The following is a 17,342-nucleotide window of genomic DNA, read 5'->3' on the forward strand; positions in this document are numbered from 1 at the left end:
TTCTGTGTATAGTCTTAACTGTTCATCCGTAGGTTCTCTTTTCAGAATGTCATTGAAAATCCCAATCCACATGCTCGTCCATTATAAAAAGGCATCACAATTCCATTTGTGTTATCTTTTTCTTTGAAAATTGCTTTCTTGATTAATGGATGAATCCAATAAGCAATCTTGGTACTTAAAATTCCAATTCCCGCACCTGTGACAACATCGGTAAGCCAATGCTTTTCGTTGTATATTCTAAAAAGACCGGTGCCAGCAGCGACCATATAACCGGTAATGCCATACCAAACAGATACATCTTTATATTCTTGATATAAAAATTCGGCACCCATAAAAGCCGTAGCTGTATGCCCCGAAGGAAACGAGGTTGAGGATGAGCCGTCTGGTCTGGTAACTTTTGTAGTCTTTTTTAGGATGCTTACAGAGCCACCCATAATGATATATGCCGTTCCCAAAACAATGGTTCTATCTTTAAAATTATTTTTTCCTTGTATGCCGACCGCATTTAAGGCATATACAGATAAAAACGGACTGTACTGAGAAAAATCGTCGATGTTTAATTTCTTATCATCATACCCTCTAAAATCATTTTTTGCACTGGTATTAATATCTTTTAAAGTAGGGCTTGTAAGACCAACAACTCCATATCCGATTAAAAGGGATGGAATTATGAGCGATTTGTATTTGAATTGAATATTTTCACTGTTTTTTGCTGAGTCAATTGAAGCGTTTTGTCCGTTAACCTCTAAAACGGATAAAAATAGAAAAAGCACAATTATTATTTTATTCATTTATTTATTCAATTACACACGAAAAATGTTGTTTCTATATACTTTATGGCATCACTTCAATTGCTCAAGAAAAATTGAGTAACCGGAATTTGATGAAGAGAATAAATCCGGTTTTTACCTCACGTAGAAAATTTTATTATTTAATCGTATAGCTTTTAGTTGCCACTTCTGCCAACCTGAAATATCCAAAGGCGTAATTGTTGTTATTGGTCTGATTGATAATATTACCGCGGACTGAACTTGGTATTGTAGGGAAAGGGTTGCCATCATTGCCAGTGGCCAATATTAATTTGAACATGTAATTGTAATAACTTTTCGAAATTCCGTACAGTTTAAAGTCTACCCGATCCCCAGCTTTTAACTTTTCATGCGAAAAGGATTCCTGGATTAAATTACCATTCGTGTGTTCATCGTCTTCAACTTCAAGCTCGGGGAACGGCGAGTGCGGCTGGGTAATACTGTTTAGATAAGAATTTGCCTGACTTGCATTATCCTTATAGTAAAATGTTACTTCAATTTCATCACCGACTTCACCTCCTTTGTCGTTCTGATCAATATTATCTTCAATTTTTGGAACAGGGGTAAATGTTTCTGTTGCAGTATAGATTTCGCCGTTTAATACAATTTTTAAGTTATAAGTCTGGCCGATAACAGGAAGGAAATTGTGACAAACATATTGCCCCGTTTCGGAAGTTTCAACAAAATTAAAGACGGTATTTGATGCATTTGTTACAGTAACTACTGCTCCCGAAACGCTCGGGAATTCGGGACTGTAATAACCTGTTGTTGTCGACAATACGATCTTTTGTTCATTGCCCGCTGTGTTTTTAACCCAATCTATAGACGCATCTATAACCAATCTTGGCGATGCCGTCTTAAGAGGCACATTAATAGCTTTCTCGCATCCTGTCACAAACAGTGTAACGGATAGAATTATAAATTTTTGTAGTAGTTTCATTTTTATCTTTTTATAAATAAGTGAGTTGCTTTTAAAATTTTACGTTGTAGGTTACACTAGGGATAATACCAAAAATGGATACTCTTCTCGTCTCACTTGTTCCTGTATCTTCATTCTGTCTGAAAGAGTACGATGCTGCATTGTTTCTGTTGTAAAGATTGTAGATACTGAAATTCCATTCACCCTGCCATCCTTTTTTCTTATCGGGTTTAGGCGTATAAGTTGCAGATACATCTATACGGTGGTACGCAGCTAAAGAATTCCCATTTCTTTCGCCGTAACTCGCAACGTTAACGCCCTGGTATTGGTATTTTCCATCAGGAAATGTTGCTGCTTTGCCGCTCTGGAAGGTTAAAATAGCCCCAAAAGACCATTTCGGACTTACAGCATAGGCGCCCGTGACAGATAAATTGTGTAATTTGTCATAATTTGCCCTGTACCATTCTCCGTTGTTTATACCCGGTTCATCTGCATTTCTGCCTGGTGTTCTTTGTTGTGCTTTAGAAAGCGTATATGATATCCAGCCAGTCAACTTTCCTGTATTTTTTTTCAACATCATTTCCAGACCATACGCTCTTCCTTCTCCGTTTAAAAGCACGCTTTCTACAGCATCGATTCCCAATAAATCTGCGCCGTCAATATAATCCGCCTTGTTTTTTACTTTTTTATAGAAAGTTTCAGTTTCCAAAGAATATTTACCGTCTTTAAAATTGTGAAAGTACCCCAGTGCTACCTGATCTAAAATTTCCGGTTTAAGGTATTGGTCAGAAGGCGCCCATATATCAAGCGGGCTTGCAGAAGCCGTGTTGGAAATTAGATGAACATATTGGCTCATTCTATTGTAGCTGGCCTTGATGGATTGGTCATTGTTAAGCGAATAAGCTATGGCAAGCCTTGGTTCCAGGTTGTCAAAACTGGCTATCTTTTTATTTTTCGAATAGTTTATTGTTCCTGTTGGGGTAGCCTCTTCATAAATATGAAGCTCCTTATTGTAAACAACCGGTTGATTATTAGCATAGGTGTATACTTCCTGCGCGCCTAATCTTTGAAAATTACTGTATCGAAGTCCATAATTGAGCGATAATTTGTCAGAAAGGTTTTGTTCAGCACTGATATAGGCGGCATTTTCAAAAGCATATTTTTTGGCCAACTGGTCTGGATTTACACCTGAACTTGCTCCAAACGCCCTGATTGTTCCGGGATTAAAGTTGTAGTAAATTGAATTTACGCCATAATTTAACGTCAGGTTATTTGAAACATAATGTTTAAAATCATATTTAAAATTGTAATTTTTAACCTCTGCTTTCCAGTCTAGACCAGCAGATTTTACTTTGATCTGGTAATCATAGTCACTATAAATGGCAGATGCATTAGAGAAGATCTTGTCTGAAAATATATGGTTCCATCTAAGGTTAAAAAGTTTGTTACCGTAGGTGTTTATAAAACTGTTATTAAAATTCAGGTTGTCATTACCAAAATATCCTGATAGAAAAACATTATTTTTCTCATTGAATTTGTAATTCAGCTTGGTGTTCAAATCGTAGAAATAGGCTGAATTTGGATCATTCGCCATTTTCAAAAAAAGATGTGCGTAAGAACCTCTTCCTGCAACCAAAAAAGAACTTTTATCTTTAACGATAGGACCTTCAACAAGCAATCGGCTTGAGACTAATCCGATACCCGCGTTAACATGATACTCCTTGTTGTTTCCTTCTTTTTGATAAATATCCAGTACTGATGATATACGTCCTCCGAAATTAGCTGGAATTCCTCCTTTGTAAAGTTTTAAATCTTTGATTACATCAGAATTAAAAACAGAAAAGAACCCGAATAAGTGCGAGGTATTATAAACAACGGCTTCATCAAGCAGTACTAGGTTTCCATCAACGGAACCTCCCCTAACATTAAATCCCGATGCACCTTCCTGAGCATTCGTAACCCCGGGGAGCTGTAAGATCGATTTTAACACATCTACTTCACCCAAAACGGCCGGCATCTTTTTTATCGTAGCAATAGACAGTCTATTGGTACTCATTTCAGGTTTTCGGATGTTGTCTCTTGTTGAATTGCTTTTAACTACAACTTCATCCAATCTTTTACTGTTTTCAGTCATCTCAAAGTTCCTTCTTGTGTTTTCGGTCAGCGTGATCGTTTCTTCTACATTGTCAAAACCTACGTGACTTATGATAATGGTGTAAGTCCCTTTTGGCACTGTGGTGGTATAAAATCCATAAGAATTGGTAGTAATGCCGACTTTCGCTTCTGGAATGTAAACAGTCACGCCAATCAATGTTTCGGTATTGGATTTATTAGATATTGTGCCGCTGAGGGTAACTTTTTCCTGCGAATATGCATGGCCTGCATAAGCAAAAAAGAGTACTAGCAAGAATAGGATTCTACTTTTCATTTATTAATATTTTGAGTTAAATGTTACAATTATTGGCTAAAGTATATTTTTGCTGAACCCGCATATTTTATATATACAAAATGCCTTACATAATATATTAAAGCAGCTTTTGCATATAGTAAAATAAAGTGCACACTAAGATTTCAGTGAAAGAAGCTGGGTTTTTAAAACAAAAAATTGCTAATTGAAATCACATCTGTTCAAAACGTTTTTCCTGACCAATGAAAAATGCTTTTTCGTGGATTTGAACCTAATTATTGATGCTCAATGAAAACAAGAGTACCCTTACACATCAAATATGTCAAGGTGGAGGTGTTCATCTGTAAATTTTGGGGAGTTAACAGGGTTTTCCAACCAATGTTGCCACTGCATTTGCATGTATCTTACTTCGTAACTAGAAAAGGAGTTCGAAAGCCGAACTCCTTTTCTAGTTACGAATCATAAGACAAGCATGACGCGATGAAAAATTAGTTATTGGATGCGGTGATGATATGATCAAAGATTATTTTAGTGCGTAATTAAGGTAACCGCCATCCGCAATGATCTCCGTTCCTGTAATGAAACTTGCGTCATCAGAAGCCAGGAACAAGACTGTTTTCGCGATTTCATTAGGATCACCAAGCCTTTGCAGCGCTGTAGCGCCAGCCAAAAATCCTTTTGCTTCAGCAGGTACTACCGTATCTAAGCCTGGCGTATCTATAGGTCCCGGACTAACAATATTGACGCGGATTTTTCTTCCAGCCAGTTCATTTGCTGCAATTTGGGCAATTTTATTCAATGCTCCTTTAGTTGCAGAATAAACAATGGCCCCCACGTTTGCCGCAGTGGCAGCAGTTGAAGATGTGAACAGTACTACCGCTCCATCAGCCAGATGAGGAAGTAATTTTTGCAACGTAAAGAAATGCCCCTTGACGTTGGTGTTAAATTGTGCATCAAAATTTGCTTCGGTTACTTTTTCTATTGGCTCAAATGTTCCAATTCCCGCATTCAGGAAGAGAACATCTAATTTGTTTCCACTTTCTGCAACTGCTTTTTCCAGAATCGCAATGCCATCGAGTTTTGAAGTGTCTGAAACCACCGTAAATAATTTCGGGTTGTTTATTTCAGCATTTGCTTTTTGTAAATTTTCGGTATTTCTGCCTGTAATCCAAACATTTGCCCCTGCAGTGATAAATGCTTTTGCTGTTGCCAGGCCTATACCTGTAGTTCCACCTGTAATAACGACGTTTTTATTTGTAAAGTCCATAATTAAATTTTAGCTATTTTTGTAGTCTGTTTTTTGAACTACAAACGTATAGAAAAGTAGTTTTAAAAACAAACTACTTTTAAATTTGACATAATGAAAACAATTGAAAGAAGATCAACATGCCCAATCAATTATTCGGTGGAAATTTTCGGCGATAAATGGATGCTGTTGCTCTTACGGGATTTAATGTTTAATGGGAAAAATTCCTTCCTGGAGTTTCGGGCATCGGACGAGAAAATATCTTCAGCTGTACTTACGGAAAAGCTCAATACACTATTAAATGAAGGGATTGTTTCTAAAGTAACCTCCCCGAAAAATGCTTCCAAATTCCTGTATCTGCTAACTGACAAGGGAATCGAACTGGTGCCGTTTATGGTGGAGATTCTTAACTGGGGCTCCAGGTACAACCCTGACGGCGGTCCCAAATCACTGCTTGAAGGAATTAAAAAGAATAAAAAGAAAGTAATTATTGAGCTTCAGGATAAATTAAGAAGCCAGCGACATTCTCATACAGAAAACCGAATCAACGCTTTTTAGTGAAGTCAATACGACTTGTCATCATTCAGTACGTCATTTTTAACTCTTAGAAAAGGTTAACCATATTTAAATCATATTTTGGTATATTATTCATGTGCTTTTGTATATTAAATATATATATATACTTAGCCGGTTGGTACATTTGCTCGAATCTAAAATAGGCTTATGAATAAAATCTTACTCAGAAAACTATGGATGCCAATTGGATGCTTCAGTTAATCATTTCAGAAAAATACCGATTTCAACGTCATTTGTTATTAATCGCATTTTGTATTGTTGTTTTGTATTACAGTCCACCGGACTATGTAGAGCCTTTCGAGACCTATAATCGAGTCGTTGTTTTTTTTCAGATTATCTTACTAGCCTACAGTAATATGTATTTTTTTGTGCCTAAATTTTTGTTTAGAAAAAAATACCTGAGCTATGGACTTTTTGTGCTTTCGAGCATGATTCTTTCGTTTTACATTCATGAAGTTTTTTCTTGGTGTTTCAAACCTAGTTTACTGCCTTACGAGGATGATAGTATTAACTTTTTCACCTTTTCGTTTATGATTATGATGCTTATTATTGCATCGGCAGCAGTTAAATTATTCCAGCAGTGGATATCCAATGCTCAACTCATTCATGATCTGGACTTGGCAAAAACTAATGCTGAGCTGGAACAGCTCAAGAATCAGATCAATCCGCATTTCCTTTTTAATATGCTCAACAACGCTAATGTTTTAATTGAAGATGATCCTAAAAAAGCTTCACAGGTTTTGATGAAACTAAGTGATCTACTTCGTTATCAGCTTTATGATAGCTCGAGAGATAAGGTTTTATTAACTTCAGAAATCCATTTTTTAGAAGATTTTTTAAACCTGGAAAAAGTTAGACGGGATAATTTTAATTTTTTAATATCCAAAGAAGGTGAGTTGAGCGGTGTGCAGGCCCCTCCCTTATTATTTATCTCATTTGTCGAAAATGCTGTAAAACACAATAATGACTCAGCGAAATTATCCTATGTAAATTTGTTTTTCGAAGTTCGCCATACTGAGCTTTATTTCAAATGCATAAACTCGAAACCCGCTGTAAAAGCAGTTAATAAATCTGGGGGATTAGGCCTGGCCAATATTAAAAGAAGATTAGAACTCCTGTTCCCTTCTTCACATGATTTGAAAATAGAAGACAATTCGGAAACGTACTGCGTTACCTTAATTTTAAAATTATAATGAACTGCATAATAGTAGATGATGAACCATTAGCAAGGAAAGCAATTCAAAAACTGGTTAATGAGACAGAAAATTTAGAATCTATAGCTTTATTTAACGGAGCAGATGCTACAAGAGAATTTCTGGCAAAAAATGCTGTTGATTTAGTATTTCTTGATATTCAAATGCCAGGAGTGAATGGAGTTGAATTTGCCAGAACTATTCCTAAAAAAACTTTAGTGGTGTTTACTACCGCTTTTCATGAATTTGCTTCCGAGAGTTATGAAGTCGACGCTATTGACTATTTGATCAAACCTGTAAAATTAGAGCGCTTTCAAAAAGCGGTTGAAAAAGCGCAGACGTATTGTAAATTATTCCATACTGATTATTCAAACAGCAACATAGAAAATATAACCGATGATTATATTTTTGTAAGGGCAGACCGCAGAATGTTCAAAGTGCATTTTAGTGATATACTTTATATCGAAGGGTTAAAAGATTATGTTATTATTTACTTAGAAAATCAAAAAGTGGTTACCCTAATGAATATTAAAACCATCCATGATTTGCTTCCGAAAAGTTTCTTTGTCAGAGTCAGCAAATCATACATCATCAATGTAAATAAAATAGATTCTGTAGATAACAATACAGTGTATATAGGAAAAAATGAAATACCGATTGGCAATATATACAGGGATTTCTTTTTTAATGAATTTGTAACCAAAAAGATTTTGAATAAGTAATAAAAAGGGTCCTTCCGATTTTAATGGGTCTCCTGGAAGTGCTCAACCCGTCCCCTATTTTTCAAACTCTACCTTAGAAATCCGCTTTCAAGCTAATCCACACGGGTGCATGATCGCTGCTCTTTTCCCACCCTTTGACATTTCGGTCAATACCAACCTCGATCAATCGTGGCGCAATCGTCGGGTTCAGCAAAATATGATCCAACCGAAGACCGGAATTGTGGCCATAGGCATTCCAGAGGTAGTCCCAAAAGTTTGAAAAAGAAAAAGCCAAATAGAAAGATCATCTTTCTCATGGAAGAAGGAATTTGGAAACGCTAATCTCAGAAGATTGGCGTTTTCTCTATAAACATGGTGAATTATTACTGTTAGCGAACGAAAAGTATATATCACTTGTAGGAAAGCAACAAATCACCTTTCACCATTAGCATTCATCAGTTCGGATTTTAACGCAACAAGATTTTTGATTCTTTGGGACCATTGTCTTTGAAGTAACCAGAGTTGAAATACAAACGCAATACCGATAAATACAAGAGATAATGTTCTAAAAACGGCCATATCCACTCCGTAAAAGAAAAAAAACAACATTCCAACCATGAAGATTATTCTGGAGCATAAGGAACCCCATTTGAACCGCTTGAGTTTCTCTAGATATACTGCTATTGAAGTGATTATATTGTCGCCGTGTACAAGATTTTTTGCAGCCAAATATCCTGTGAAATTAAAAGCAATTGCTTGCAGTATGCAGATTATAAATATCATATTAATGGCCAAAGGTCGCTTTTCACCGTCAAACATACTGTAGTATACACATAGGACAATTAGCCATGCGCTAATTTCCAGTAACAGCTGCTTTCTGATCCCTTTAAGGATTGGATGAGATCTTTCTGTAAGCATTCCTGCCAATTCCTCTTTTTGCTTTACCCCGATGGGCTGTCCGGTCCAAAGGCTTTTCATTTCTTCAATTCTCATGACTGTTGGTTAATAATAATCTGATTTTATTTTTTATCCGGGAAACCTTCACGCCAACATTGTTCTCTGTTATCCCTATGATATCTCCTATCTCCCGGTAGCTATACTCATCGAGGACTAAAGCTATAATCGCACGATCTCCTTCGTCCAACATTTTAATTGCAGCCATCAACCGATCTTTACAATCGGCTAACGCACAGTCCTCATTTGCGGGCGGCATTTCTGGCACTTGATCCACATAGCTTATCACATTTTTTTTCCGATTATTCCGAAATGCTGCAATAGCGGTATTAAGAGCAATGCGATAGATAAATGTGCTGGTTTTTGACTGCCCCCTGAAATCATCAATCGAACGCCATAGCTGAAAAACTATTTCCTGGAATAGATCTTCCCGATCAGTCGGCGTGTCCCGATATAATCGGCAGACCTTATGAATGATTCCCTGATGGACTGAAACGATCTGTAAAAATTGGTCTTCGTTCATACTGTTGGATGGGTTCCGCTAAGTTATAAATACTATTGCGACTGTTTCTCGTTCATCTCCTCCTTTCTAGCTTTTCTATTCTTTTAGTAAGGATACCAACGCTGTCAAGAAATAGGCGGTTCTGCTGTTTCAACGCGTCAAGCTGTTCGACGATCTGTTTGTCTCTAATAATTGACCTGCCTTCTGGAGAAGATTCGCGGCCGCATCCGCTTATTGCGAAAAGAAAAATAATGAGTAGGGCTTTCATACTGCTAATTTTTGAAGGTTAGTTGCATTTTATGAAGCGAATCTTACAGATTATGGAAAAAAATTTATACCTCATCCATGATAAAAAAAACCTACCTCTGTGGTTTTTACCCATTCGACATGAGAGCGATGAATCATCAATTCTGATGAGGGGGCAAAAGTTTTTGCGTTCCAAAATCGGCGCCGCTCATGCGCTGCGGATCGATTTTAAAGCAAATAGTATGTGGAATAAGCCTATTTTTTTAAAAGTAACTACGTTATTCAAAATTTGGTATTGTATATTTTTACGTGTAAATTTGAGATAATTTGTGCATAAACGCTAAACAATTACCTTTATTTTCCCGTTATCAAATAAACTATTAGGAATATTATTCTCTCATTTATGAATAGCTATCACATTCTTGTTATTGAAGATGATGAACTGATGCAGAAGGTCATGCATTTTATTTTATCCAAAGAGGGCTATACAGTTACCGTGAAGAGTAACGGAAAAGAGGGCTTGGAAGCATTGCAAGATGTTGAAAATAAGTTCGACTTAATAATTACTGATTTAATGATGCCGCATGCCAATGGATTTGAAATACTTAACGTTGCCCGGCAGACGGGTAATGGTGGAATTCCGGTTATTATTGTGAGCAATTTAAGTAATGAACAGATGATTCTAGATGGTTTTACAATGGGTGCTTCCGACTATGTTAAAAAACCTATTATGGCAGGTGAGCTCGTTTTACGGGTGAAGCGTTTGCTAAACAGCCCAAAGCTTGTCTAAACTGTATTATGCTAAACATGCTGCCTATGTTTAAACTTTCTTTACCGGATGGACCTTTTGCCATCGAAATAGCTTCGATTCTCATTGGGGTTGCGGTTTTTTCAACCTTGCTGGCCTATATTTCAATGCTCATTTATCGATTGAAGGGTTATGTGGGACAAAAAAGAGCAGATAACACGATTCCGCTTGTCGATAATCTCTTACTTGAGAAAGTGTTATTGCATCCGCAGATTAATACGGAAATACCAAAAGTAGAGATGGTTGAGCTAGCTAAGTCTTTTGATATAAAAGAACTGAATCCAGGCTGGGCAAAACACTTGTTGATAGCGAGACTGGTAAACTACAGAAAGAACGTCCGTGGCAATATAGGAAATGCTATCCGTTCGCTCTTTATCCAACTAGAACTGGATAGCGTGTGTTTAAAAATGCTCCGCTCGAGAAAATGGTATAAAAAAGCAAAGGCGCTATATATACTTGTAGAAATGGAGATTGTGATTCCGGACGTAACACTCCTGCCACTTACTAACAGTCATAATCATCATCTCCGTTCTGCTGCTAGACTGGCCTATATTAAACTGAGCAAAAATGATCCATTTAAGTTTTTCGATGTAGTTACCGAGCCATTATTACAATGGGATCAGGTAGAGCTTTTCCGCGTGATAACGAGTTCGGAAAATTTCTCGATGCCAAACTTCGCACGGTGGATTACCTACAGTTCCAATAAGTCGGTTGTGTCGTTCTGTCTAAAACTTGTTGTGCATTATATGCAGTTAGAGGCGGTACCCGCTGTTATACGCCTTTTAGACAACAAAGATCATTTTTTAAGAGCCAACGCCATTAATGCATTGGGCAAGATGGATGTAGATGAGGTAGCAGACCAATTGCTGCATATGTATCATAACCAGCCGATCATTTGTCAAACTGAAATTTTGAAAGCCCTTGGCCGTTTTAGAAATCAGCAGGCAAAAGAGTTTTTGAAACGAGAGTTTCTACATTCCAACGATTTTAACCTACGTAAACATGCAGCTCGCTCCTTAATAAATATTTTATCTAAGGAAGATGTATTGATTAAAGAGCTCATGAACAATGCGACGAAGGAAAGTCTCATGATTTTGAAACATTGCATGGATCCGCTAATCAAATTTTAATATGGAGAAAGTAAGTATTAGGGAAGTGTTTGCGCAATTTTTCGAAGGAGCTGTTTTTGCATATGGACTGACCCTTTTGCTGATTTACGCCCTATTGGCTTTTTTTTCCTTGATAGCGGTAAAACGTTATAAACGATTGGATGATCTGCAAAGCCTGAATGACTTAGTTGCCTCTTCGCTTACACCTGGTATTACCGTCTTAGCGCCGGCATATAATGAAGGTCTAACGATTATCATGAACGTGCGATCCTTGCTTACCCTGAATTATCCAAATTACGAGGTAATTATCATTAACGATGGCAGCGAAGATACGACACTTTTACAAATGGAGGAAGAGTTTGATCTTCTATTAATCGATTACGCTTATAATGAACGCATTATCACCCAGCCCGTTAAGGGAGTTTATAAATCGAAGAACCCTGCCTATTCAAAGTTGACGGTTATTGATAAGGTAAATGGCAAAAGCAAGGCCGATGCAGTAAATGCAGGCATCAATGCCGCCAATTACGCCCATTTTGTATGTACTGATGTCGATTGCGTGCTGCATAAAGACACCTTGTTAGAACTAATAAAGCCAGTTTTGCAAGAGGAGAAAAAGCGAGTCATCGCTGTAGGAGCTACCTTACGATTAGGCAATTCTTGCGATTTTGATCATGGAGTAATGATACGCATGCGTCCTCCCCGTCAACTATTGGCTCGTTTTCAGGAAGTTGAATATATCAGAGCCTTTGTGATGGGAAAAATGGGATGGTCTGTATTAAACAGTGTACCCAACGTTTCAGGTGGCTTAGGACTTTTTGATAAGGAGGTGGCCGTAAGTGCAGGAGGTTATGATCACCAGTCGTTCGGTGAAGACATGGAACTTATGATTCGCATGTGTCGATTTTCCCTTGATAATGGGATCGATTATGTTATTCATTATTTGCCCAAAACCCTATGTTGGACAGAAGGACCCGCAACGATCAAGGTGTTTATGCGGCAACGAACGCGTTGGGCTAGAGGGCTTGCCCAACTTATGTATACACACTTTAGCATGGTGTTGCGGCCGAAATATAAAACCATGGGAATGGTTGTGATGCCTTATAATTTCTTGTTCGAACTATGTGCGCCACTTATTGAATTTATTGGTATCCTGATTTACCTTTTTATGGCACTCACCGGGGTAGTCAATTGGCCTTATGCTGTTATTTTACTAATATTTGTATACACATATGCGGTGATGATTACCACCTTCGCTATTCTCACAGATCAATTAGCTTTTCGATATTATAAAACTTGGAAGGAAGTGTTACTTCTTTGCACTACTCCGCTGATGGAGTTTTTCATCTACCATCCCTTAACTGTTATTTTTTCGATAAAAGGCTATCTACAATTCTTGGGAGGAAAAAAGCAAAGCTGGGGTAATATGCAAAGACAAGGGATGGGCACAAAAAAAATATAAAATGATTCAAGAAATCAGTCATATAACCGAACATATAGTATTCATTTACGGTTGTACGCTCTTGTGTATATATACTTTGCTTGCCTATATGGCCTTACAGGGCGTGCGCAAATTTAAACGCAGAAATGACTATATGGATTACGATAAAGTTCTCGGCTCAGAATTACTTCCGGGTATTTCTGTTGTGGCACCAGCGTTTAACGAGGGGCTCTCAATTATCAGTAATGTGCGTTCGCTGCTTACACTCAATTATCCCAAGTTTGAAGTTGTGATCGTGAACGACGGAAGTACAGATAATACTCTCGAGCAGCTCATCGTTGAATTTGAAATGCAAGAAGTGGATTTCGCCTATGACGAACAGATCGTAACACAGCCCGTCAAACGGATTTTTAAATCTCGGAAAGCTGTATACGGCAATCTAATAGTAGTTGATAAGGTGAATGGAAAGAGCAAGGCTGATGCTTCCAATGCCGGTATAAATGCCTCCACCTATAATTATTTCTTATGTACAGATGTTGATTGCCTGCTCGATCGCAATACGCTGATACAGTTGATCAAACCATTTCTGGAAGAAGAAGAGAAAAAAATAAAGGAGGTTGGAGAACCATGTCCGGAATGTGGTTACGTGCATGTGATTGAAGATAATGTACGTGTTATCGCCTCGGGTGCTACGCTACGTTTAGGTAACTCCTGTGAGGTAGAAGAAGGCGTAATCACACGTATGAGACCGCCAAGACAACTGCTTCCGCGCTTTCAGGAGATGGAGTATATCCGTGCCTATGTGCTCGGTAAAATGGGATGGAGCGCGATGAATGCTGTGCCAAATGTATCAGGTGGTTTAGGGCTTTTCGATCGGGAGATAGCTGTTAAAGCGGGTGGTTATGATGCCAAATCCTTTGCGGAAGACATGGATATTATTACCCGTATGTGCGCTTACATGATCGAGAATAAAATGAAATACGCAATCCGATACATTCCTGTTACGCTGTGTTGGACGGAAGGGCCAGCTACTTTAAAGGTTTTTGGACGTCAGCGTACGCGTTGGGGAAGAGGATTGGCCGAAATTATGAGTATTCATGGCAGGCTTATTTTTAGGCCAAAATATCGGAAGCTTGGTATGATTGTGATGCCTTATAATCTCTTTTTTGAGTTTTTGGCCCCAATTATTGAAACACTCGGTGTTTTTTATTATATCTATCTTATCCTTTCCGGTAGCGTTAATTGGCCTTATGCTGTGCTACTTCTAGTGTTTGCCTATCTCTTTTCTGTGATGATCAGCAGTTTAGCAGTTCTGTGGGATCAAATAACTTTTCGTTATTATAAGACTTGGAAAGAGGTTGTAGGACTGTGCCTGATGGCTTTCCTGGAACCTTTGATATATCACCCTTTAATAGTGTTTTTTGCCTTAAAAGGATACTTCAACTTCGCAACGGGAAAAAAACACTCTTGGGGAAATATGCAGCGGCAAGGTTTTGGAAAAAAGAAACCCGCCATGGCAGTAACCAAATAAACATAACGTCAATCATCGGATAAATTTTTAAACATGAAAGTCGTAAAATTATATTTCGTCATTCTATTCCTCAGTTCTTTTATAAGGGAAACACAGGCACAATTGTTCGAGAGAAAGGATCAAGCAGATACCTGGATGACCCGCGCCCAGCAAGCGCTTAAAAAAGGAAACTATCCAAAGGCGGTGGAATATGCTGAACACGCTTTTAGCGAAAGGAAAAATGATGCCGACGTAAAACTACTCCTAGTTCGTAGCTATATACTGAACAAACAAGGTGTTAAGGCGAGACCTTTGGTGAGAGAAATAATTCGAGAGCATCCTGAATATCGAGATGCCTACCTGTACGGAATCAATATCGAACTGAACAGTCGCCAGCTGGCAGCAGCTGAGTCTATTGCAAACCAGGCTATCCAGCAATTTCCCAATGATATTGATTTTATGGTAAAGCGATTGAGCATCTTGGACGAATCGCAGAAGTATATTCGAGCTGAAGATTATGCGGAGAACCTGCTGCGAAAATATCCAGATAACCAAAGGGTAAAGGATGCCTATACGGCACACTATGTGCAAAGTGCGCAACACTATAGAAGAGAAAATCTGGAACAACGTGCACTACAAGACTTAAACAAAGCGTTGGCTATTGATCCAGGTCATCATGATGCCCGTGAATTGTTGAAGAGTATCAACAAAGGCTCGGAAAATATAAACGATCGATTGCAGCAGATTGAAGCAGCGCTGGAAAGTAAGCCGGGCGACTATAGTTTGTTGCTGGAGAAATTGAATATTCTCCGCGAAACCTATCACTATGCTGAAGCATTAACTATTTGGCAACAGCTTCATAGACTTTTTCCAAGTGATACTAAAGTAAACGGCCTTGAGGTGGAATTGCGTAAGGAGGCGGCGACGTTCTATGCGCAAACAGATCCTTATTCCTTATATATTTCGTTATTAGATAAAAATCCTAATGATATTGAGACCCTTCGTAAATTAATTGCTTGGAGTTTAAGCAGAGGGGCTTACCGCGAGGGCCTGAGCTGGGTGAACAAAGGATTGCGACGAAATCCTAATGCTTTTGAGCTGCTTGCACAGAAAGTAGATTTACTGGAATATACACAACGTTTTACGGAGGCGGCTGCGCTTGCGCAGCAGTTATACCAACAACGTCGGACAGACGACTGGAAAGAGCGCGTGGTTTATCTTAAGAATGCGAGTGCCCGTGAGTATATTGCGCAACAGCAATATCCAGAAGCACTGGACGAAGTGTCAGCAGGGTTGGTGTTGAATCCGCAAGATCCAGATTTATTGCGCACGCAGATTAATATTTATGCTTTGCAAAAAAGAATTAACCTTGCGATCAACGCTATCCGCACACTGAATCAGGTAGCACCCAGCAATCGTCTGCGTTTGCAGGAAGGCGTACTACTTATAGAGACGAAGCAATATGATGAAGGGCTATCTATTTTGCATCAGTTGCTGGAAGCTGAACCAACAAATGAAGAGATTAAGCAGGCGTGGCTCGATCAAAACTTGGCCATCGGCAGAGATTTTATGCAACAAGAGGAGTTTCAGCTCGCAGTGGGTCCCTTGCGTAACGTTTTGCAAGTGCAAGCCAATAATCGTGATGCGTTGGATTACCTCGTCAACCTATACAGTGGGATAAATCAAGTGGACAGTGCCTTGTTTTTTGCAGATCAAGCATTACAAGCTTTTCCCGACGATAAAGGTATTTTACTAAAGAAATCGGCCGTGTTGACGCAGATGAAACGGTATCAAGAAGCCAACGCCATTACAGAACAATTAATTCGGCGATATCCCTATACAAAGAACTACCTAACGAGCTATTTGGAAAATCAGTACCTTGCTGCGTCTGCTTATAAAAAGGAAGGAGAACTAGATAGTGCTATCGCGATTTATCAAAAATTGCTTAGCTATGCTCCAAAGGATTCAACCGCTTTGCGTAGCCTGACTGATTACTACCTAGAGCAAAAAGATTATTCCCAAGCACTTACTTTTGCCGAACGAGGCGTGGCGGCCCATCCCGAGTTGGGAGTATTTATGCTGAGAAAGGCCCAAGCATTAGAAGGGCAAGCTAACTTCGCTGCCGCGTCAGCTGCTGCGGATTCAGCTTTTATGCAGGCACCCACCTTGGTTAACAGGTCCTATGCCGATTATTTAAAAAGCAAAACCCTTAAAAATCAATTTGGCCTATTTTTTCTAAAGAGCTCTTACGATTATTCTGATGAGAATTACGATATAGCTACTATTGAGTACCGCCGGTTTACTAAACATGGATCATGGGCAACCCGTATAAATTATGCCGGACGAAAACAGGGCACAGGATTACAAGGCGAGTTGGAATTATATTATAACCACAATAAAAGTCTGTATTCCTATGCCACTGCAGCCTATGCTAGTAAGCTTGTGTTTCCAGAATGGCGGTTAGGGTATTCTTTGTTCAAAAACCTAAAAAAAGAGTGGGAAGTTGAACTTGGAGTTCGTTATTTAAAGGCAGATAGTAACTATTCCGCATTCTCTGGCGTTGCTTCCGTTGGTAAAACAATAGGCGATTTTTGGTTTAACCTGCGCGGTTATGCTATTTTTGACCAAGAAAATACTAATAGCTCTTTTAACCTAGGATCTCGGTACTACATGAACAGACGGCAGGATTATTTTTCAGTAAATTTAGGATTAGGTACTTCACCTGATGACCGAAGCCGATTGGTATTATTCCCGAATCTGCAAGGGCTTCTTACACGCTTTGTGGGGGCAGGTTTTAATAAAACATTTGCCTATCGCACTACTGTAGGAATCAATGCCACTTGGATTACCCAAAAAATAGGGGACGATATTTATCAAAACCAACATGATATCTATTTTACCTTGATGCGTAAATTTTAAGA

The 17,342-nt window shown here is 38.6% G+C and carries 16 protein-coding genes; 8 read left to right on the forward strand and 8 right to left on the reverse strand.

Going from position 1 to position 17,342, the window contains the following annotated elements; genetic code table 11:
* Positions 1-41: 41 nt before the first annotated feature.
* The 4 genes from BMY50_RS07210 to BMY50_RS07225 form a co-directional block, all read right to left on the reverse strand.
* Entirely contained in the window at positions 42-791 is a 750-nt protein-coding gene (locus BMY50_RS07210; RefSeq protein WP_093321143.1) for a phosphatase PAP2 family protein, read from the reverse strand.
* A gap of 136 nt (positions 792-927) precedes the next feature.
* On the reverse strand, positions 928-1,749 hold the full coding sequence (locus tag BMY50_RS07215) for a DUF4249 family protein (protein ID WP_093321147.1): 822 nt from the start codon (positions 1,747-1,749) through the stop codon (positions 928-930).
* 31 nt (positions 1,750-1,780) lie between these two features.
* Complete coding sequence (locus BMY50_RS07220) at positions 1,781-4,156, reverse strand: TonB-dependent receptor (RefSeq protein ID WP_093321151.1); 2,376 nt, start codon at positions 4,154-4,156, stop codon at positions 1,781-1,783.
* Positions 4,157-4,658: 502 nt separating this feature from the next.
* Positions 4,659-5,402, reverse strand: a complete 744-nt coding sequence (locus tag BMY50_RS07225) for an SDR family oxidoreductase (RefSeq protein WP_093321155.1) — start codon at positions 5,400-5,402, stop codon at positions 4,659-4,661.
* Positions 5,403-5,495: 93 nt separating this feature from the next.
* Between BMY50_RS07225 and BMY50_RS07230 the strand changes: the two genes are divergently transcribed.
* The 3 genes from BMY50_RS07230 (at position 5,496) to BMY50_RS07240 (ending at position 7,872) form a co-directional block, all read left to right on the forward strand.
* Complete coding sequence (locus BMY50_RS07230) at positions 5,496-5,939, forward strand: winged helix-turn-helix transcriptional regulator (protein WP_093321159.1); 444 nt, start codon at positions 5,496-5,498, stop codon at positions 5,937-5,939.
* A 554-nt stretch (positions 5,940-6,493) separates the two neighbouring features.
* A complete protein-coding gene (locus BMY50_RS28305; protein ID WP_202907761.1) occupies positions 6,494-7,150 on the forward strand; it encodes a sensor histidine kinase in 657 nt (218 codons plus the stop codon).
* Complete coding sequence (locus BMY50_RS07240) at positions 7,150-7,872, forward strand: LytR/AlgR family response regulator transcription factor (protein ID WP_093321166.1); 723 nt, start codon at positions 7,150-7,152, stop codon at positions 7,870-7,872. The genes BMY50_RS28305 and BMY50_RS07240 overlap by 1 nt, the downstream gene beginning before the upstream one ends.
* A gap of 73 nt (positions 7,873-7,945) precedes the next feature.
* On the opposite strand, the gene BMY50_RS28720 is transcribed toward BMY50_RS07240, so the two are convergent.
* The 4 genes from BMY50_RS28720 to BMY50_RS07260 all read right to left on the reverse strand — a co-directional run bounded on the left by BMY50_RS28720 (position 7,946) and on the right by BMY50_RS07260 (position 9,575).
* Complete coding sequence (locus BMY50_RS28720; RefSeq protein WP_377533743.1) at positions 7,946-8,146, reverse strand: endonuclease/exonuclease/phosphatase family protein; 201 nt, start codon at positions 8,144-8,146, stop codon at positions 7,946-7,948.
* 137 nt (positions 8,147-8,283) lie between these two features.
* The gene (locus tag BMY50_RS07250; protein ID WP_093321171.1) at positions 8,284-8,844 is read right to left on the reverse strand and encodes a hypothetical protein; all 561 of its coding nucleotides are present in this window, start codon (positions 8,842-8,844) and stop codon (positions 8,284-8,286) included.
* Complete coding sequence (locus tag BMY50_RS07255; RefSeq protein ID WP_093321175.1) at positions 8,834-9,328, reverse strand: RNA polymerase sigma factor; 495 nt, start codon at positions 9,326-9,328, stop codon at positions 8,834-8,836. Before BMY50_RS07255 ends, BMY50_RS07250 begins: the two co-directional genes overlap by 11 nt.
* 52 nt (positions 9,329-9,380) lie before the next feature.
* Positions 9,381-9,575: a hypothetical protein gene (locus BMY50_RS07260; protein WP_093321178.1), complete on the reverse strand. Its 195-nt coding sequence runs from the start codon at positions 9,573-9,575 to the stop codon at positions 9,381-9,383.
* Between the two features lie 381 nt (positions 9,576-9,956).
* Here BMY50_RS07260 and BMY50_RS07270 point away from each other — a divergent pair, with 381 nt between their 5' ends.
* The 5 genes from BMY50_RS07270 to BMY50_RS07290 are packed head-to-tail and all read left to right on the forward strand — an operon-like array spanning position 9,957 to position 17,340.
* Positions 9,957-10,343: a response regulator transcription factor gene (locus BMY50_RS07270; protein ID WP_093321185.1), complete on the forward strand. Its 387-nt coding sequence runs from the start codon at positions 9,957-9,959 to the stop codon at positions 10,341-10,343.
* Positions 10,344-10,369: 26 nt separating this feature from the next.
* Entirely contained in the window at positions 10,370-11,491 is a 1,122-nt protein-coding gene (locus tag BMY50_RS07275) for a HEAT repeat domain-containing protein (protein ID WP_139202228.1), read from the forward strand.
* Position 11,492: 1 nt separating this feature from the next.
* Entirely contained in the window at positions 11,493-12,932 is a 1,440-nt protein-coding gene (locus tag BMY50_RS07280; RefSeq protein WP_093321193.1) for a glycosyltransferase family 2 protein, read from the forward strand.
* Between the two features lies 1 nt (position 12,933).
* The gene (locus tag BMY50_RS07285; RefSeq protein WP_093321197.1) at positions 12,934-14,442 is read left to right on the forward strand and encodes a glycosyltransferase family 2 protein; all 1,509 of its coding nucleotides are present in this window, start codon (positions 12,934-12,936) and stop codon (positions 14,440-14,442) included.
* Positions 14,443-14,475: 33 nt separating this feature from the next.
* On the forward strand, positions 14,476-17,340 hold the full coding sequence (locus BMY50_RS07290) for a tetratricopeptide repeat protein (RefSeq protein ID WP_093321201.1): 2,865 nt from the start codon (positions 14,476-14,478) through the stop codon (positions 17,338-17,340).
* Positions 17,341-17,342: the final 2 nt, after the last annotated feature.

Origin of the sequence: Olivibacter domesticus, from assembly GCF_900109575.1 — a bacterium.
Classification (GTDB): domain Bacteria; phylum Bacteroidota; class Bacteroidia; order Sphingobacteriales; family Sphingobacteriaceae; genus Olivibacter; species Olivibacter domesticus.